At 28.1% G+C, this 19,679-nt stretch carries 21 protein-coding genes and 4 tRNA genes; 2 read left to right on the top strand and 23 right to left on the bottom strand.

Annotated features, from left to right (window positions below; all coding sequences use genetic code 11):
- From rpsC to rluD, 17 genes are all read right to left on the bottom strand, one after another.
- Positions 1-708 (bottom strand): 30S ribosomal protein S3, encoded by a 708-nt coding sequence (gene rpsC, locus BVAF_RS00975; protein ID WP_013516524.1) that lies wholly within the window; start codon positions 706-708, stop codon positions 1-3.
- A 52-nt stretch (positions 709-760) separates the two neighbouring features.
- The gene (gene rplV / locus BVAF_RS00970; RefSeq protein WP_013516523.1) at positions 761-1,096 is read right to left on the bottom strand and encodes a 50S ribosomal protein L22; all 336 of its coding nucleotides are present in this window, start codon (positions 1,094-1,096) and stop codon (positions 761-763) included.
- 57 nt (positions 1,097-1,153) lie between these two features.
- Positions 1,154-1,438: a 30S ribosomal protein S19 gene (gene rpsS, locus BVAF_RS00965; protein WP_013516522.1), complete on the bottom strand. Its 285-nt coding sequence runs from the start codon at positions 1,436-1,438 to the stop codon at positions 1,154-1,156.
- A 27-nt stretch (positions 1,439-1,465) separates the two neighbouring features.
- The gene (gene rplB / locus BVAF_RS00960; RefSeq protein WP_013516521.1) at positions 1,466-2,302 is read right to left on the bottom strand and encodes a 50S ribosomal protein L2; all 837 of its coding nucleotides are present in this window, start codon (positions 2,300-2,302) and stop codon (positions 1,466-1,468) included.
- A gap of 31 nt (positions 2,303-2,333) precedes the next feature.
- Positions 2,334-2,636: a 50S ribosomal protein L23 gene (gene rplW, locus BVAF_RS00955; protein ID WP_013516520.1), complete on the bottom strand. Its 303-nt coding sequence runs from the start codon at positions 2,634-2,636 to the stop codon at positions 2,334-2,336.
- Positions 2,633-3,214 carry a 50S ribosomal protein L4 gene (rplD, locus tag BVAF_RS00950; protein ID WP_044026169.1) on the bottom strand — a complete coding sequence of 194 codons (582 nt, stop codon included), beginning with the start codon at positions 3,212-3,214 and terminating at the stop codon, positions 2,633-2,635. Before rplD ends, rplW begins: the two co-directional genes overlap by 4 nt.
- A gap of 56 nt (positions 3,215-3,270) precedes the next feature.
- Complete coding sequence (gene rplC / locus BVAF_RS00945) at positions 3,271-3,924, bottom strand: 50S ribosomal protein L3 (RefSeq protein WP_013516518.1); 654 nt, start codon at positions 3,922-3,924, stop codon at positions 3,271-3,273.
- Positions 3,925-4,025: 101 nt separating this feature from the next.
- On the bottom strand, positions 4,026-4,337 hold the full coding sequence (gene rpsJ / locus BVAF_RS00940) for a 30S ribosomal protein S10 (RefSeq protein ID WP_013516517.1): 312 nt from the start codon (positions 4,335-4,337) through the stop codon (positions 4,026-4,028).
- Between the two features lie 217 nt (positions 4,338-4,554).
- Positions 4,555-5,025, bottom strand: a complete 471-nt coding sequence (gene bfr, locus BVAF_RS00935) for a bacterioferritin (RefSeq protein WP_013516516.1) — start codon at positions 5,023-5,025, stop codon at positions 4,555-4,557.
- A gap of 198 nt (positions 5,026-5,223) precedes the next feature.
- Positions 5,224-5,295, bottom strand: a tRNA-Thr gene (locus tag BVAF_RS00930).
- 58 nt (positions 5,296-5,353) lie between these two features.
- Positions 5,354-5,425: transfer RNA gene (locus tag BVAF_RS00925), tRNA-Gly, on the bottom strand.
- Between the two features lie 115 nt (positions 5,426-5,540).
- Positions 5,541-5,622 (bottom strand) — tRNA-Tyr (locus tag BVAF_RS00920).
- A 29-nt stretch (positions 5,623-5,651) separates the two neighbouring features.
- A tRNA-Thr gene (locus tag BVAF_RS00915) sits at positions 5,652-5,724 on the bottom strand.
- A 708-nt stretch (positions 5,725-6,432) separates the two neighbouring features.
- Positions 6,433-7,251, bottom strand: coding sequence for a biotin--[acetyl-CoA-carboxylase] ligase (locus tag BVAF_RS00910; RefSeq protein WP_044026120.1), 819 nt, complete (start codon positions 7,249-7,251; stop codon positions 6,433-6,435).
- 135 nt (positions 7,252-7,386) lie between these two features.
- Positions 7,387-8,427, bottom strand: a complete 1,041-nt coding sequence (gene murB / locus BVAF_RS00905) for a UDP-N-acetylmuramate dehydrogenase (RefSeq protein WP_013516514.1) — start codon at positions 8,425-8,427, stop codon at positions 7,387-7,389.
- A 259-nt stretch (positions 8,428-8,686) separates the two neighbouring features.
- On the bottom strand, positions 8,687-11,275 hold the full coding sequence (gene clpB, locus BVAF_RS00900) for an ATP-dependent chaperone ClpB (protein WP_013516513.1): 2,589 nt from the start codon (positions 11,273-11,275) through the stop codon (positions 8,687-8,689).
- A gap of 235 nt (positions 11,276-11,510) precedes the next feature.
- Positions 11,511-12,512: a 23S rRNA pseudouridine(1911/1915/1917) synthase RluD gene (gene rluD / locus BVAF_RS00895; protein WP_013516512.1), complete on the bottom strand. Its 1,002-nt coding sequence runs from the start codon at positions 12,510-12,512 to the stop codon at positions 11,511-11,513.
- A gap of 55 nt (positions 12,513-12,567) precedes the next feature.
- Between rluD and bamD the strand changes: the two genes are divergently transcribed.
- Positions 12,568-13,353: an outer membrane protein assembly factor BamD gene (bamD, locus tag BVAF_RS00890; RefSeq protein WP_013516511.1), complete on the top strand. Its 786-nt coding sequence runs from the start codon at positions 12,568-12,570 to the stop codon at positions 13,351-13,353.
- Positions 13,354-13,510: 157 nt separating this feature from the next.
- Positions 13,511-14,098 carry a prephenate dehydratase domain-containing protein gene (locus tag BVAF_RS00885; protein ID WP_013516510.1) on the top strand — a complete coding sequence of 196 codons (588 nt, stop codon included), beginning with the start codon at positions 13,511-13,513 and terminating at the stop codon, positions 14,096-14,098.
- A 170-nt stretch (positions 14,099-14,268) separates the two neighbouring features.
- Here BVAF_RS00885 and tyrA read toward each other — a convergent pair whose 3' ends face one another.
- The 6 genes from tyrA to rpsP all read right to left on the bottom strand — a co-directional run bounded on the left by tyrA (position 14,269) and on the right by rpsP (position 18,968).
- The gene (tyrA, locus tag BVAF_RS00880; protein WP_148259519.1) at positions 14,269-15,390 is read right to left on the bottom strand and encodes a bifunctional chorismate mutase/prephenate dehydrogenase; all 1,122 of its coding nucleotides are present in this window, start codon (positions 15,388-15,390) and stop codon (positions 14,269-14,271) included.
- On the bottom strand, positions 15,380-16,480 hold the full coding sequence (locus tag BVAF_RS00875) for a 3-deoxy-7-phosphoheptulonate synthase (protein WP_013516508.1): 1,101 nt from the start codon (positions 16,478-16,480) through the stop codon (positions 15,380-15,382). Before BVAF_RS00875 ends, tyrA begins: the two co-directional genes overlap by 11 nt.
- Before the next feature lie 485 nt (positions 16,481-16,965).
- Entirely contained in the window at positions 16,966-17,310 is a 345-nt protein-coding gene (gene rplS, locus BVAF_RS00870; protein WP_013516507.1) for a 50S ribosomal protein L19, read from the bottom strand.
- Positions 17,311-17,324: 14 nt separating this feature from the next.
- Positions 17,325-18,083, bottom strand: a complete 759-nt coding sequence (gene trmD / locus BVAF_RS00865) for a tRNA (guanosine(37)-N1)-methyltransferase TrmD (protein ID WP_013516506.1) — start codon at positions 18,081-18,083, stop codon at positions 17,325-17,327.
- 23 nt (positions 18,084-18,106) lie between these two features.
- On the bottom strand, positions 18,107-18,676 hold the full coding sequence (rimM, locus tag BVAF_RS00860) for a ribosome maturation factor RimM (RefSeq protein ID WP_013516505.1): 570 nt from the start codon (positions 18,674-18,676) through the stop codon (positions 18,107-18,109).
- Between the two features lie 37 nt (positions 18,677-18,713).
- Positions 18,714-18,968, bottom strand: coding sequence for a 30S ribosomal protein S16 (rpsP, locus tag BVAF_RS00855; protein ID WP_013516504.1), 255 nt, complete (start codon positions 18,966-18,968; stop codon positions 18,714-18,716).
- Positions 18,969-19,679: the final 711 nt, after the last annotated feature.

Raw genomic sequence — 19,679 nt, 5'->3', positions numbered from 1 at the left:
TTACAACCGAGTTTTATTCCTGTGTTTGGAAAAACTACTAATTAATTGGGCTGATGTTTTAAACTCATCAAATAACTTTGTATCTAAAATTTCCCCCTTAAATATCCAAACTTTTACTCCTAATACTCCATAAGTAGTGTAAGCCTCTGACAAACTATAATCAATATTAGCTCGTAAAGTATGCAGGGGCACCCGGCCTTCTCTATGCCACTCAGTACGTGCAATTTCAGCCCCACTTAATCTTCCACTAATCTCTATTTTAATACCTTCGGCCCCTAATCGAATAGCACTCTGCGCTGCTCTTTTTATTGCTCTCCTAAATATGACTCTTCGTTCTAATTGAGAAGCTATATTATCAGCTAATAGTTTGGCATCTAATTCTGGTTTTCTAACCTCAGAAATATTTAATTGAGTTGGAACTCCAGAAATTTTCGCTACTTTTTCACGTAACTTTTCAACATCTCCTCCTTTTTTTCCTATCACAATTCCTGGTCTAGCTGTATAAATAGTTACACGCATACTTTTAGCTGGTCGTTCAATAATTATACGAGATATTAAAGCTTTAGATAATTCTTTAGTTAAAAATCGACGAACTTCAAAATCATTATTTAAATTTTTAGAAAAATCTTTATTATTTGCGTACCAAGTAGAATACCAAAATTTAATAATACCTAAACGCATTCCATTTGGATGTACTTTCTGACCCATATGCTACAAATACTCCTCTTCTCTTAATACACTTAACACCCACTATACAACTTTATTTTTCTTCAGATACTACCACAGTAAGGTGACTAGTTCGTTTTAAAATTCGATCTGAACGACCCTTAGCTCTCGGCATAATTCGCTTAATACTTGGGCCATTATCAACAAAAATTTTAATAATTTTTAAATTATCAATATTCATGCCATCATTATGCTCTGCATTAGCTATAGCTGATTCTAAAGTCTTTTTTACTACATAAGCAGATTTCTTATTAGTATAATTCAAAATATCTAATGCTCGTGATACATACTTACCTCTGATCATATTAACAACTAAACGAACCTTCTGAGCAGAAGACCGAATATATCGATATTTAGCCATCGATTCCATGCAAAACATCCTTAATTAATATATTAACATTATCTATATTGAATACAAATAAAATTACTAGTAACGCTTCTTAATTCTTTTATCAATTGAATGATGTCCTCTATATGTTCGAGTTGGAGAAAACTCTCCAAGCTTATGGCCCACCATTTCATCCGAAATAAAAATAGGTATATGTTGTTTTCCATTATGGACTAATATAGTCAAACCAATCATTTTAGGAAAAATCGTTGACCTTCGAGACCAAGTTTTAATAGGTTTTTTATCCCCAGTTTTTACTACTTTTTCCACTTTTTTTAACAAATGTAAATCAATAAATGGACCTTTTTTAAGAGAACGAGACATACATTACCTTTTTAAACCATAAAAATTTTATTTATTATGACGATTATACAATATAAATTTATTTGTGCGCTTATTTCGACGGGTTTTTTTTCCTTTTGACTGCATTCCCCAAGGAGAAACTGGATGTTTTCCAAAATTTTTACCCTCTCCTCCCCCATGAGGATGATCAATAGGATTCATAGCTGTCCCTCGAACAGTAGGACGTACGCCTCTCCATCTATTTGCTCCTGCTTTACCTAAAGCACGCAACATATGTTCAGAATTACCAACCTCTCCTATCGTTGCCCTACATTCACAACGTACTTTACGTATTTCACCTGACCGTAAACGTAAATTTATATATCCCTTATCTTTAGATATAATTTGGGCATACGTTCCAGCTGAACGAGCTAATTGCCCCCCTTTTCCTAATTTCATTTCTATATTGTGAACAATAGACCCTACAGGAATATTAATCATAGGTAAAGAATTTCCGGATTTAATTGTAATATCTATACCTGATCCAGAAACAACAACGTCTCCAATGCGTAAATCTTTTGGAGCTAAAATATAACGACGTTCTCCATCTTTATATAACAATAAAGCAATATTCGCTGATCTATTTGGATCATACTCTATTCGCTCTACTATAGCATTAATATTATCTTTATTTCGTTTAAAATCTATAATTCTATAACGCCTTTTATGACCCCCTCCAATATGTCGAGTAGTAATTCGTCCGTAATTATTCCGACCACCTGATTTTTTCGTTGTTATTTTCGATAACAATTCAGAATAAGGCCTACCTTTATATAATTCAGTATTAACTAATTTAATAAGATGTCTTCTACCAGGAGAAGTAGGATTACATTTGATTATCGCCATATTTACAATACATACCCATTTTATACCTTAATTACCTAATTTTATCAAACAAATCTATCTTACACCCACTATTTAAAATTACATACGCTTTTTTCCAATCACATCGTCTCCCAATATTTCCCTTCGATCCTTTAGTTTTTCCAGCAACCATTAAAATATTTATTTTTTTTACTGTTACAGAAAACAACATACAAACAGCATCTTGAATATCCATTTTAGTTGAATTCTTTGATACTTTTAAAATAACAACATTGTTTTTTTCTAAAACAATAGATGCTTTTTCAGAAATATGAGGAACTTTTATTACCTTTAATAAACGTTCTATATAAATCATATTAATGCAGTCTCAATTTTATTCAACACTTTTTTGGTGAAAATAACGATGTCAAATTTAACCAAACTTACAGGATCCATATGATATAAATCCCGAACTTCTACTTTATACAGATTTCTAGTTGCCAACAAAACATTTGATTCTATCATATCGGTAATAAATAACATGCTTTTGTTCAAAGCTATTAAACAATTTAATTTTTCTAAAAACAATTTGGTTTTAGGTTTTTCTAAAAATAAATTTTCTATTAATAATAATCTATTTTCGCTGACTAATTTAGACAAAATACTTTTTATTGCTCCTTTATACATTTTTTTATTAATTTTTTGATTATACTTTTTAGGCTTAGCTGCAAAAGTCACTCCTCCAGAACGCCAAATTGGACTTTTTAATGAGCCAGAACGAGCCCGACCAGTACCCTTTTGACGCCAAGGCTTCTTATTAGATCCAGATACTTCAGCTCGAGATTTCTGAGATCTCGAGCCTTGTCTAGAATTAATTAAATAACTCGAGACTACTTGATGTATTAATGACATATTAAAAGGGTACTTAAAAATTTTTTCAGACACAGGCAACATAACTGAACTATTCAGCCTGTTTTGATCACCTATGATAAAACATTGCAATTCTAAACTCATATAACACCCGCATTACCAAACTTCACTTTAATAGATTTTTTTACTATCACATGTTCCCCAATTGTTCCGGGAATTGCCCCTTTAATTAATAAAACATTATCATTCAAATTAACATTAATTATCTTTAAATTCTGCACAGTAACTCTACTATTTCCTAATTGACCTGCCATTTTTTTTCCTTTAAATACTTTTCCTGGAGTTTGATTTTGGCCGATAGACCCGGGGGCTCTATGAGATAAAGAATTGCCATGACTCGCATCTTGAGTATGAAAATTCCATCGTTTTATTGTACCCGAAAAACCTTTGCCTTTCGAAATTCCAGTAACATCAACTTCTTTAGCATTTTTAAAAATTTCTATAGTTATAACATCACCAAGGGATATAGTAGAATCAGAATTTACTCTAAATTCCCATAAACCTTTTCCTGGCTTTACTCCTGCCTTTTTTAAATGCCCTAATTGTGGTTTATTTAAACAATTCACCTTACTATGCCCAGTAGTTACCTGAACCGCACAGTAACCATCTCTTTTAAGATTCTTAATTTGAATAACATGATTAGGAAGTACTTCAACCATAGTGACTGGTATCGAAACTCCATCCTCTCCAAATAATCTAGTCATTCCCAATTTTCTACCAATTAACCCGTTCATTCTGCCAACTCATACTCTCTATAAATAAAAAATTATGTATTTTATTGGAATGTTTATTAATTTATTTACATGCAATAATATTTCTGGTTTTCTAATAAAAATTAACCAAGACTAATTTGTACATCCACTCCTGCGGCTAAATCTAATTTCATTAAGGCATCTACAGTCTTATCAGTGGGGTCAACTATATCTATCAATCTCTTATGAGTACGTATTTCATATTGATCTCTAGCATCCTTATTAACATGAGGAGAAACTAAAATAGTAAACCGTTCTTTTCTAGTAGGCAAAGGGACAGGACCATGAACTTGAGCTCCAGTTCGTTTTGCTGTTTCAACAATTTCTAAAGTAGACTTATCAATCAGCCTATGATCAAATGCTTTTAAACGAATCCTAATCCTTTGATTCTGCATTATTTATTTTTACACCTCTAGTAAATAGAATATCCCAATTTATAATAAAATTTCCACTATAAGAAATAACTTAAATTACACCATATTTCACATCGTAAGAATGCATACATACCAATATACTGTCATAGTAAAACTCTCAATTCAACATTCCTTATTGATCGATATAACTCCAACTCATTTCATCAATATGTCTGATTTTCATTACCAATCTTAAAAACTATCCATTCATCTGAGATTGCATATAATTACTCACACCTATTTGATTAATAAGAGCTAATTCTGTTTCTAAAAAACCAACATGTTTCTCTTCATCGCATAGAACTTTTGTCATAATTTTTTTAGAAACATAATCTTGTGCTAAATCAGCATTTTTAATACTTTCTTTTAAATCATTTATTCCATTATACTCTATTTGTAAATCCATACGCAAGATATCTTCAACATTTTTACATATGCTAAATTCATTTATACTTCTTATAATAGGAGACCCTTCTAAAAATAAAATACGTTCAATATACAAATCTGCATGCTTTAGTTCATCCATAAACTCTGTATGTTCTATATCATTTAAACGTTTTAATCCCCAATTTTTAAAAATTTTTGAATGCAAGAAATATTGATTTACAGCAATTAATTCATTACTTAACAAACGGTTAAGATTCGAAATAATACTTTTATCACCTTTCATATTGATCGTTTCCTCAATTATATAAATATACACAATTATTAATATGGATATACTAATAGTTTACCCCGATTTTTTAACATTACTGCATCCATTGTTCAAGAAATACCTATGATACAAAAACACAAGATTCCTTTATTATACTCATGAAAATTTTTAATATTTTTACTCGATAAACTATTATGCTGTCACCATATATAATGCTGATAAGCAGAATCGAACTGCTGACCTCTCCCTTACCAAGGGAGTGCTCTACCTCTGAGCTATATCAGCACTTCATTTATTTATTTAATATTTCTTACAATATATATAATTAATTAGAAAAATAAACAGCGGACAGTGGGAATCGAACCCACATCATCAACTTGGAAGGTTGAGGTAATAACCATTATACGATGCCCACCTTACCTATGTATTTAATTCATTTATTACATCTTATTTAATTTTTATATAATGTATAATCTTTACATATTCTCGTTCATCGATTAATCCTACCGATGTAACTCATTAAAATAAAATGATGGGGGAAGGATTTGAACCTTCGAAGTCTACGACGGCAGATTTACAGTCTGCTCCCTTTAGCCACTCGGGAACCCCATCCCATCATTATATATTATTTATACTCAAAATGCCGGCAAAAGGATTTGAACCTTCGACCTACTGATTACAAATCAGTTGCTCTTCCTTCTGAGCTACACCGGCATTAAAATAATCTAGTATTAAAATAATTAACATCAGTTAATCCTGATTCCATTTAATTTATTATCAATTCCAATAACCCTTAAAAATATTTGTATTCTAAAAATTTTTTATAAAAAATACTATAATTCTTTTTTGTTTCACATAATAACTAAACTATGTTGAAAATATAAAACCCCACTATATTCACTTATCTATTAGAAATAAACACCCCGTAAGCCCCATTAGAAGCTAATATAAACTATTTTATATCTTTCTCATACATAAAAACAATTACCCTATCAAACTTACATTTCAATTTTACCTTTGAGCTAAAAATATCAACATATCCACCATCAAAATTAAAATTTATAATATAGTACCATCAATGACATTAAATTTCAAAAAAACTCAAAATCAATTCATTTATATAAATCAAGATTATTATCTTAATCTCACGTTATGAAATATACTCTACTATAGTAGCACATAATAACCAATAGTAATTGGATCACAAAAAATTGTAAAAATATAGCCTATTTCTATTACTTATAAAATCAAATAACCCTAATCAACACCTTGTTTAATTCATATAACATAAAAAATCTCTACACTAATTAAATTCTTTCAAACCTTACGAACGGTATAAATTTTTTCAAAATTTAAACCTCTTAAAATCTCTTTATATTTCAGAATTCTATTCTAATCCTACAGAATTACAGATTATTATTTTTATAATAATTGAATAGATATATTTTCTTTCAAATATGCACTAATAATTCCAAATCTGTCCATTACTAATAACGATCCATCACTATTAATCCCTACAACAACACCATATTTTACATTACCATCTATCAACAAAGCTACTGACTTATTATATAAATAATCAAAGATTCGTTTATAATACTTAAATAATACACACCTATTGTGTTCAAAATGTTTTAATGTTCTTCTTAATTCATTGACTAAATCAACTACTAACATATTTCGATCTGTATAAATATTAATATCTTTCAGATCTATCCAACTTTCACTCATTTTTAAATTTAATTTAGTATTTAAACATATAGATACATTAATTCCTATTCCTATTATTAAATGAGATATATTTTTATTTTTTGTTATTATTTCGATTAAAATTCCAGCCAATTTTTTACCATTAACGTATAAATCATTAGGCCATTTAATTTTAACTTGAAATATTCCTATTCTTTTTAAAACTTCTGAAACAGCAAAACTAATTATTAAACTTAACTCAATTGTAGTAAATAATTTTCGAGATAATCTCCAATACATAGACAAACAAATACTTTGTTTATCAGGAGAAATCCACAAATTTCCACGCCTTCCTCGACCTTGAGTTTGATTTTCTGTAACAAAAACATCTCCAGGTTTTACATATTTCAAATTATCTATAATGTATTGACTTGTAGAATGAATTATATCCAACACAACTACCCTTCCTTCTGATAATTGAGCTGAAATCTCAACTTCACTCAAGCTAGACTGAAATAAAGAGAAACAACAATTTCTTTTACATTTTAACAAAACTTTAATCCAAATTACATTCCAATTCTCAGATAAAACTTTTTACATAAAAATTAGATTCAAAACAAATACTAATATATTTACTCTACTAAATTAAAACTTAATACTATCATTGTATATTTAATAATAAAAAATTTAATTGCTAAACATTTTAACTAAATTAATTTCTCCTATTTGCCCCATTAATCTAACTTCAGGTTGTAAGTAAATATTAAATTTTATTGCAACTTTATTATATACATAATATGCTAATTTTGCTATTTCCATACCAGTAGCTTTCTGTCTATTATTAATTAATATTAAAGCATTTTTATAATACACTGAAGCTTCTCCTAACACATATCCTTTTAATTTACAATTTTCAATCAACCATCCAGCCAATAATTTTATTTTATCATTCTGATGAATATAATATGGCATATTCGGATATTTGTTTAATAAAGAAAGAGCCGTATTTGTTGATACTACTGGATTTTTAAAAAAACTTCCAGCATTCCCATGAATCATAGGATCAGGCAATTTCTTTTGTCTTATTAAAATAATAGCATTTAATACTGTATGTGGAGTAGTAGATAAACTCAAATTAGGATAATATAATTGAAGATAATGTAAAATAGGTTTCCAATGTTTATGTAGTTTTAATCCTATAAATAATATTGCATATTTATGCAAATTTACTTTAAAAATACTTTCTCTATATTTAAAACAACATTCATGACAATAAAAACGTATTTTTTTTCTTTGCTCTAAATCTAATACATCCACATATTCACACACCTGAGAAAATTCAAGCCCATACGCTCCAATATTTTGAATTGGAGCCGCTCCAACACATCCTGGAATACATGCTAAATTTTCTAAACCAGGAATATTATTATTTATAGTATATGCAACTAATTTATTCCATCGCTCTCCAGCTCCAACATGTAATCTCCATTCTACTTTACTTTCCGTAATAAAAATACCCTTAATCCTATTTAACAAAACAGTACCTCTATAATCTCCCAAAAACAAAATATTGCTTCCTGCTCCTAAAATAAGAACCCCCCTCCCATCTCTTTGACTCTTTTCCCAATAATGCAACAATGAACATTCATCATAAACTTCAACTAATTGATCAGCATATGCACTAACTGAAAAAGTATTTAATAATTTTAATTGTACACAATGCTTCATATCTTATTTTTAAAAAAATAAAACACACTATTATCATATAATAGTATATAAAAATTATTTATACCTTTTTAATATAATCGGATCGCTATTATTCTAACACAATATAATAAATTACAATAAATCTACTACTTTTATATCTTAAAAATAAAAGATGTACTATTTTGTAGCATTGACTAGATAAATTTATACACATTACTAATGGACTACATAATTATTTTACATTCAATATGATGAACTAAATAAACTTTCTTTTAATTTTTTAAATTTCATTCTGAGAAAAAATAATTTCATTATTTTTAACATCTAAAATAATTTTTTTACCTGGTAAAAAATGTTCAGCCAATATTTTCTGAGATAAGGGATTTTCAACATATTGCTGTATAACACGTTTTAATGGACGCGCTCCATATACTGAATCGTACCCAATTTTGGACAAAAACAACAAGGCTTCTTTAGTTATATGAGTACAAGGATACCCCTTCTCTTCCAACCTATGACACAACTCTTTTAATTGGATATTTGCAATTTTAATTAAATGCTCAATATTAAGAGGATGAAATACTACAATTTCATCTATTCTATTAATAAATTCCGGTTTAAAATATTGATTTACCACATTTAATACCATTGTTTTCATTTCAAAATAATCCAAAGATTTAAATTTTTTTTGAATCAGATCCGATCCCAAATTAGAAGTCATAATCATGACAGTGTTACTAAAATTAATAGTTCTACCTTGATTATCGGTTAATCTCCCATCATCTAAAACTTGTAACAAAACATTAAAGATATCTGAATGTGCTTTTTCAATTTCATCTAATAAAACTATAGAATAAGGTCGTCGACGAACCGCTTCTGTTAAATACCCTCCAGTTTCATAGCCAATATACCCAGGAGGCGCGCCCAATAACTTTGATACAGAATGTTTTTCCATGAATTCTGACATATCTATACGTACCATAGCACTATCAGTATCAAACAAAAAATAAGATAATGATTTACACAATTCGGTTTTTCCAACACCTGTTGGTCCTAAAAACATAAAAGATCCTATAGGCCGTTTAGGATCTGATAGTCCAGAACGACTACGTCGTATTGCATTAGAAACAGATTGAACCGCATCATCCTGACCTATTACTAATTGATGTAAAATTTTTTCCATATTCAATAATTTACATTTTTCGTTAGTTAATATCCTAGATATAGGTATTCCCGTCCACTTAGATAAAACTTCGGCAATTTCTGTTTCAGATACATAATTACGTAAAAGACGCATTTTTTTATTATTAGATTGCGTAGCATTTAATAATTTTTTTTCTAATGACGGTATACTGCCATATTGTAACTCAGACATTTTATCTAAATCCCCAAAACGTCGTGCTTGCTCTAAAGCAATTTTAGCTTTTTCCAAATCAGATTTGATATTTTGTATATCAGATAAAGAGCTTTTTTCACGTTTCCATTCTGATTCCAAAACAAGATATGCACTTTCTTGTTCCATTAATTCCTTTTTTAATATCTCTAAACGTTTTTTACTAGCTTTATCCGATTCCTTTTTTAATGCCTGTTTTTCTAATTTTAATTGTATAATTCGACGATCTAATCTATCCAAATCCTCTGGTTTTGAATCAATCTGTATACGAATACTAGAAGCTGCTTCATCAATTAAATCAATAGCTTTATCCGGTAATTGACGATCAGAAATATATCTTTTAGATAAAGTCGCTGCAGCTACTATTGCAGGATCAGTAATGTGAACATTATGATGTAATTCATAACGTTCCTTTAATCCACGAAGAATAGCTATTGTATCTTTAATGTTAGGCTCAATAATAAATATTTTTTGGAATCGTCTTTCTAAAGCAGCATCTTTTTCAATATATTTACTATATTCATCAAATGTTGTTGCACCCACACAATGCAATTCTCCTCTTGCTAATTTTGGTTTAATCATGTTACTTGCATCCATTGCCCCGTCTGTTTTACCAGCTCCTACCATAACATGCAATTCATCAATAAATAAAATAATATTACTATCTTTACTAACCAAAGAATTTAATACTTTTTTAAAACGTTCTTCAAATTCTCCACGATATTTTGTTCCAGCCAATAAGGCCGCTATATCTAATGATAATATACGGCTATTTTTCAATCCATCTGGAACTTCTCCATTAATAATACGCTGAGCTAATCCTTCCACAATAGCTGTTTTCCCCACTCCAGGATTACCTATAAGAACGGGGTTATTTTTAGTCCTTCTTTGTAAAACTTGTATAGTTCGTCTAATCTCTTCATCCCTACCAATAACCGGATCTAAATTACCTTGTTCAGCAAATTTCGTGATATCAACAGTAAATTTTTTTAATATTTGCTTAACATTATTTTTTGAACTATTACCATGCATAAAATTATTTTCTCGTAACAATTGAATTGATTTTTCTAAATGTATCTCAGTCATTCCTGACTCTTTTAAAATATCACTCAAAACACCTGCTGATTTAATAGAGGCTAATACAAAAATAGTTGAAGAAATCACAGTCTCTTTATATTTCTGAGACAATTTATCACATAAATTTAATACTGTAATTAAATTACTAGAAAATTGTATGTCTCCACCAATACCTTCTACAGTAGGTAACGCATCACACGCTTGTATTACTAATTTAGTTAATTTATTGATATTAACCCCTGATTCATTTAATAATACATATATTGATTCATTCTCTTCCTTTAAAAAAGCATACATTAAATGTATAGGCTCTACAAACTGATTATCTCGACCTAATGCAATGGACTGAGCATCGGATAACGCTAATTGAAAGTCATAAGTAAAACGATCTAATCTCATATATTATTACCATTTTTTTTTGTGATAATTAAACTTATCAACCCTAAAATAAAACAACTATAATTATCCATGATAATATCAAATATTATATGTAAAACAATTTGTGAACATACTATTACTTACATACCATAAGCTTGATAAATAAAACTCTATATACATCAATGCATATTAATACCATATAACACACATTCTAAATTTTACTATACCTAACTTATAATATATAACTTAATAAGTTTTACATTTTTTTCAAAACAGTAACTAATTTTAACATATCTTCAGGTAAAGGTACGATCCAATGCATTTTTAGTCTAGTAATTGGATGAACCAATTGTAATTTACATGCATGTAGCGCTTGTCTATTAAAACTACTTAAACAAATACTTACGTCATCAGATATACTCAACTTCCCAGTAGTAGAATTTTTAAATTTAATTCCATATTTCACATCCCCTACTACCGGATGATTAATATAAGCCATATGAACCCTAATCTGATGAGTTCTTCCTGTTTCTAAATATACCCGGATTCTACTATATGTACGACCAAAAGATTCTACAACAGAATAACGGGTAACAGCAGGTTTCCCATGAGGGTGAACGGTCATACAAGTTCTATTAATAGAATGCCTTCGAATGGGTTGACTTATAATTCCTGCGTTATAAGAAAAAGTACCACAAACTACTGCATCATATTCTTTTATCACCTGTTTCATCTTAAACGATTGTAATAAGTTAGTGTATGCAAGATAAGTTTTAGCTATAATCATCAAACCTGTTGTATCTTTATCTAAGCGTTGTACTATTCCAGCTTGTTTCGATATTTGCATAATTGATGGATATCGATATAATAACGCATTTAATACGGTGTCCTTATTATTCTTAACCCCAGGATGCACTACCATGTTACTTGGCTTATTAATTACTAAAATATCATTATCCTCATATACTATATTTAACGAAATATTTTGTGGAATTAAAATATTATTATTGCAATCTGATGTACTATCATTATTTATATCATTAATTTCAATGATTTCTCCCGAAATCACTTTTTTTTTTGGTAAAACAGATATTTGATTATTAATTACTACCTTTTTATTAATAATCCATCGTTTTATTTGAGAACGAGAAAATTGAGGTAATAACTCAGAAAGTACCCAATCCAACCGTTTTCCTGAATAAGCTATTTGTACAACTATAGGTTTAATTGTTATATTATCATATATTTTTTCTAACATATATTATTTAATAAAAAACATATAAATGTTTTAATGATATATTAAAATCTTACTTATGATGAAAATTAATAATAAAAATAATCAAAAAATAAAATTCATTAAACCATATATATTATTATCATCTATATTGATTATAAATATTTTCAGTACATCTTTCTTAATGGCAAAATCTCATCATAAAATAAAACATCAAAACTCTAGTGATCTTTATAAATCTGCTCATGATAAGCTTCTACACAATAATTATACAGAATCAATTCAAAAATTATTACGTTTAAATAATTTACATCCGTTTGAACCCTATCCTCAACAAATTTACTTAGACTTAATTTACGCATATTATAAATTGCACGATTTTCAATCAGCTAATAATTTTATTCAACGTTTTTTAAGTTCATATCCTAATCACAAAAACCTTGACTATGTTTTATATATGCAAGGATTAATTAATATGAATTTAGATAAAAATAATTCCTACTTTGCGCACAAATACTGGCATAAAAGTTGGTTCAAACATAACCCAAGCTACGCAAATATTGCATTTCATAGTTTCTCTAAAATTATTCAAAACCATCCTAATAGTCAATATTACATAGACGCTTATAAACGTTTAATCATCTTAAAAAATAGAATAGCTAATTATGAATTAGCCATCATCAAATTCTACGATCAAAGAAATTCTTATATATCAGTAATTCTACGATCAGAAAGAATGCTACGTTACTTTCCAAATACTCCAGCTACTTATGAAGCATTATATTATATGAAACGAGCATATCAAAAAGTATCTTTATTAGATCAATCCAATATAGTAAATAAAATTATTTCTGAAAATAAATGATACCTAACATATTGCTTCTCTACATGAAATGAAAATTATATATACATATTTATGTAATATGTAATAATATACATATGTATCAAAAAAAAATAATCCTTATATATACAATTATACAATATATGTAAAAACATACCTATATTTATTATAAAAAATAATTATGACTCAAAACAAAGCAACAATACATATAGCATTCCTAGGCCCAAAAGGTTCATATTCTCATATTGCAGCTATGAAATACGCACATTATTATTTTGGTAAATTCATAGAATGCAGTTGTCAGAATTTTCAGGATATTTTTTTCTTAGTAGAAACTCAAAAAGCTGAGTATGGTATTTTACCTATTGAAAATTCCAATTCAGGATTCATCGAAGAAGTATGTAATTTACTATCAAAAACCCACTTAATGTTAATTGGAAACATTACAATTCCTATACAACACCATATATTAGTAAAAAACAATCAAATCTCTCTAAACAAAATTAAAATTATCTACAGTCATCCCCAACCTGTGCAACAATGCAGTAAATTTTTAAAAAAAAATTCAAACTTAAAAATTTTACTATGTGCAAGTAGTGCCGTTGCTATAAAGAAAGTAGCTTTCTTAAATCAACCTAATATAGCTGCGTTAGGTAGTATACAAGGAGGAGAATATTATGGCTTACAACCTCTTTTATTACCCCAAATAATATCGAACCATCCGTATAATTCTACTCGATTTGTTATAGTAAAAAATACTAACTTTTAACTCTGAATGTCATACAATTAACGATTACCAATCATTTGTTAATATAAATTTCAAAGAAAAATAAAAATTATTATAATTCTTTCACCCATTTGAATAAAATTATACTCTATAAAATCAATATTAATAATCATATCGTTGACAATTTGACAATTATTTTGTTTTATATAATATCATTTTTTCATATCAGTAATTAATTGTAGTAGTTTGCAACTATCTTTAAAAAACGCATCAGCATGCACTCCCAACCAATTTTTAATTTTATTAAATCTTACTATGAACTCTATTTTATCATTTCGTTCTAACCACATTAACATTGTTCCTAATCTTTTATAATAACGTTTAATTAAAATAAGATTATCGTGAGATTCCATAATTATGTTTGCATATAATTGTGGATCTTGATGAAATAATCTACCTATTGTGATTAATTTTAATTTAAATATTGGAGAGGAAAAAGATATCATCTTATCTAAATCAACGTTTTCTTTAAATAAATGATACCCATCGGCAAAAGTTATTAAATGACACAAACTTTGAATAAAACTCATATATTTATCGTGTTCCATGGAGGTACAATAATACAATTTTGCTCCCCATAATTGTAATTGTTTCAGAACCCACTGATATGATTCTGGATAACGACCCTCACAACAGATTATAGCTTGCTTTATCATATTTTCATTATCTGGAGAAAACATAGGATGCAATCCTAAAACTGGTCCACTATGAATATTTAAAATAGTTTTTAAAGATATTGTTTTTATAGAAGACAAATCTATAATGACACAATCATCAGGTAAGGGGGGTAATGTATTAACTACTTTAGTCATTAAATGTATTGGAACACTAATAAACACTACTCCTACGTTAATTAATATAGACTTTGCGTTTATCCAATCATCTTGATCTAATATTTTAACCTGATATCCCGATAAAGTTAACATTTTTGCAAAAAACTGTCCCATTCGACCTTTACCACCAATTATAACAACAGGACGACAATCTGAATATAACCTTTTAAATCCTTTTTTACTTTCCTTATAATAAGATTCCCTCATAATTCGACGTAATACATCTTCAACTAAATCAGGAGATATTCCTAATTTTATTGCTTCTTTCTTTCTACAAGACATAAGTTGCTCTTCTCTTTCAGGAGAATAAATGAATAATCCAAAACGACTCTTTATTTTCCCTATTTGAGAAACTAAAGATAATCGCCTAGATAATAATTCAATTAAATTTTTATCTATTTTATCTATTTCATTACGCAAAACATTTAGTTTATTTTCTATCATTCCGTTTAGGCCCTCCTACTAAACGGGTAGTAAGAATTGATTTTAGTTCTCTATATACGTAATACAATAATTCTTGAGTTTTTTCCCAATTTATACAAGCATCAGTCACAGATACACCATATTTCATAGAGGAAAGATTATTAAAATCTAAAATTTGATTCCCTGAATACAAATAACTTTCAAGCATAAATCCAACAATAGAACGATTACCTAACTTAATTTGATCAACTATAGATTTCGCTACATCAACTTGTTGAGTATAATCTTTTTTAGAATTACCATGACTACAATCAATTATTAACACTGGATTTAATCCTACTTCCATTATCCTCTGTTCACAATAAATAATATTTTCTGGATAATAATTAGGATGCATTCCACCTCTCAAAATTATATGACTATTAATATTTCCTTCGGTATTTAATACACATATCTGACCTGTTTGATCAATGCTAATACAATGATGAGGGATCATTGATGCTTGTATTGCATTAATAGCATGATTAATATTACCATCAGTACTATTCTTAAAACCTACTGCTGACTGCAGTCCAGAAGCTACTTCTCTGTGTATTTGAGATTCTGTAGTCCGAGCTCCTATAGAGACCCAACTAAAAAGTTCGCCAATATACTGCGGAAAAATTGGATTTAATATTTCAGTAGCTAAAGGTAATCCTATTTCTATTAATTGTAATAACAAACGACGAGATATTTGTAATCCAGATTCTATATCACCAGAACCATCCATATATGGATCATTAATTAAACCTTTCCATCCAGTAATAGTTCGAGGTTTTTCTAAATATACACGCATCACTATATACAATTGATCTTCTAATTCTGTTGATAAACATTTCAATTTTTTTGCATAATCAAAAGCAGCATTAATATCATTGATTGAACAAGGCCCACATATTACTAATAAACGAGGGTCTTTTTTATGTATGATATTATTAATAACATTTTGAGAATACTCAACACTACGCTGATTAATTTTAATTAAAGGAAATTTCAATTTTAATTGCTCAGGAGCAATTATTGACTGCATATTACAATTTTGTAAAATTTTTTGATTATTTTTTTGCATACTATTAACCTGTATAAAAATATTATAATCACTACACAAAACAAATGAGATTACAATACTAAAAATCACATAATATATATCTATACTATAATTTATTTATATTACCAGTGTTAGTGCTGTTTTATTCATAATTGTAAATAAATTATTATTAATAGATTAATATCTTTCCTACTTAAAAAACTTGATCTATATATAAAAATAAAAAATCAATAACCTTCGTTGCAATATGAATAATATAAAAATAAAAAACTGATTCAAGTAATAACTTAATAATAATGATATTTTTTATATATTAAAGGTTTCTATATTTCTCAATTTATGCTTACTATATCAAATAGTCAAAAAATAATTACTTTCCTTATTAACGATTAACCAATATTTTAAATTAATACATAAAATAACATCTACAAAAACATCATATAACTCCATTCATACATATGGAAAATCAATAATTCCAATTCCAGTAATATTAATTAAAATGAATTTTAACGAGTTTTAATTCGAGCAGATTTTCCTTGAAGGTCGCGTAAATAATAAAGTTTAGCTTTACGCACTATTCCCAATTTTTTAATTTTAATATCTTTAATAACAGGAGAATGCATTTGAAATACTCGCTCTACCCCTTCTCCACTAGCAATCTTTCTTACAGTAAAAGTAGAATGTAACCCTTTATTTTTAATTGAGATTACCATTCCTTCAAATATTTGAAAACGTTTTTTGTTTCCATCTTCAACGACCCATAATTTTACTGCTATTATATCTCCAGGATGCAATCTAGGTATATTTTTTTTTATTTGCTGTAATTCAAATTTTTTTATTACTTCATACATACCATATTCCTTTTTTATTCATTACTTAATGAAACAAGATATTCATTTTTAAATTCCGTTAACAAAATTTTCTCTTCTTTGCTAAGATTTAATTTTTTTAATAAATCCGGTCTTTTTAACCAAGTTCTACCTAAAGATTGTTTTAATCTCCAACGAGAAATTTGACCATGATTTCCAGATAACAATATTGCTGGCACTCTCATTCCCTCAAAAACCTCTGGACGAGTATAATGTGGATAATTTAATCTATTTTTAAAAAAAGAATTTGATCTTTTTGATTCTTGATTATTTAAAGTTCCAGGCAAAACCCGAGCTATCGTATCTATAAATACCATAGCGGCTAATTCCCCTCCACTTAAAACATAATCTCCTATAGACCATTCTTCATTAATTTTCATTTGTATTATTCTTTCATCGATGCCTTGATATCGACCGCACACTAAAATTAAATTTTTTTCATTCTGAGCTAATTTACATACATACTTATGATTTAATCGTTTTCCTTGAGGAGAAAGATAAATTACTTTAGAACCTTCTCCTAATGTATTTTGAGCTGCAGTAATAGCCTCTTTCAAAGGTTGACTTGACATTAACATCCCAGCCCCTCCTCCATAAGGATAATCATCCACTTTTTTATATGAATTTCTTGAAAATTCTCTAGGATTCCACAATTTCACAGAAATTATACCATTACGTACCGACTTACCTACTACGCCATAATGAGTAACAGCATTGAACATCTCTGGAAATAAAGTAATAATTCCAAATAACATAATAGTTACTTCATATTAGTTTATTATTTTTTATCTCTTGAACGATCATATATTCCCCAATCAACAATAATAGTCCTATTAATTATACTAACGTATTTAATAATTTTTTTTTGAACAAAGGGAATAAGGCAACTTTTTATTTTAACATCGTCATGACTATTAAGTTTAATCACTAAGACATCGTGAGCTTGAGTTTCTATAATATTAATCACATATCCTAAATAATCTCCATCAATATTAATCACTTCACATCCTATGATATCTTTCCAATAATATTCACCCTCTTTCTTTAAGATAGGCAAACTTTTAGAATCTATAATCAAATTACATTGAGCTAATGACATTGCAATCTCTCTGCTTGAGATGTCAGAAATTTTAGCTATATAATGTTTATTAATAACTCTCCAATTCTCTAATATCATTAATTTCCATTGAGATCTCAGCAATATAAACCACGGACAATACTTAAAAATATCCTCAATTTTATCCGTAAAAGAAATTATCTTCAGCCACCCTTGAACGCCATACGCTCCTCCTATTTTTCCTATTATAACAGGATCCAAAGGTTCTGTATTTTCTAAAAAAAAGTCCAAATAGCTAGCTCATTATTACATAATTTACAATTCATTATCACGTTGATAACAATCTTTTTGATTTTTTTATTAACTCACACACTCGATTTGAGGGATTAGCACCTTGATTTATCCAATACTGAATTCTATCTAATTTAATAAATACTCTTTTTGATACATTTAATCCTAAGGGATTAAAAAACCCAACTCGTTCCATAAAACTACCATCCCGAGAGTTTCGACTATCAGTCACAACTATATAATAGAATGGATTTCTTTTCATCCCACCCCGAGCCAACCTAATTCGCACCATAATAGATATATCCTAATTTATCGCTAAAACTCCATATAAAAAAATTATGAAAAAACCATATACTCATGTTAATTCATTAAATTCTATTGAAATTAAAAAATTATATGTAATTCTCATTACATTACTAAATAATATCCCATTATATATAAAATAATATTTGTTAGACAATACTACCCAAGTATATAATTACCTTCGTGAATACTACTTGATTAACGAAAAATTCACAAAAATAATAAAACTTGTCGTAGGACTTGCAACTTATTTTTAGTACCCTAATACTCTATGATAATTAACATTTATTATATTAGAGCATCAGCTTTTCATTATAACATAAAATTTCTTAATTTTTATTAAATATATTATTTCGTGCACATTCATGAAATATCAAAACACAGAACGCTATATAAATAATAGCGACTAAAACAAAAATGCATTGAAAAATTTTTTATTACCTACCTTAATATAATTAATAATTATCGTATTATAACAATAACTATTATTTGCATTAACTATTTATACAAATCTACTAATACTAATACAACAATTTTATTTATACTCATAAAACAATTTTACTTGATTGTAAAATCAAGTATCACGAATCCTTTTTATCAATTACAACTTAACATTCTAACAATTACATTTTTAAATTTTTATTTCATACACAAAAATAAATGACTTAAGTATTTCGTTACACAACACTAGATTCATCAT

Origin of the sequence: Candidatus Blochmanniella vafra str. BVAF, assembly GCF_000185985.2 — a bacterium.
GTDB classification, from domain to species: Bacteria; Pseudomonadota; Gammaproteobacteria; order Enterobacterales; family Enterobacteriaceae; genus Blochmanniella; species Blochmanniella vafra.
Note: the sequence above shows the minus strand (reverse complement) of the source record. Positions and strands in the feature narration are given on the sequence as shown.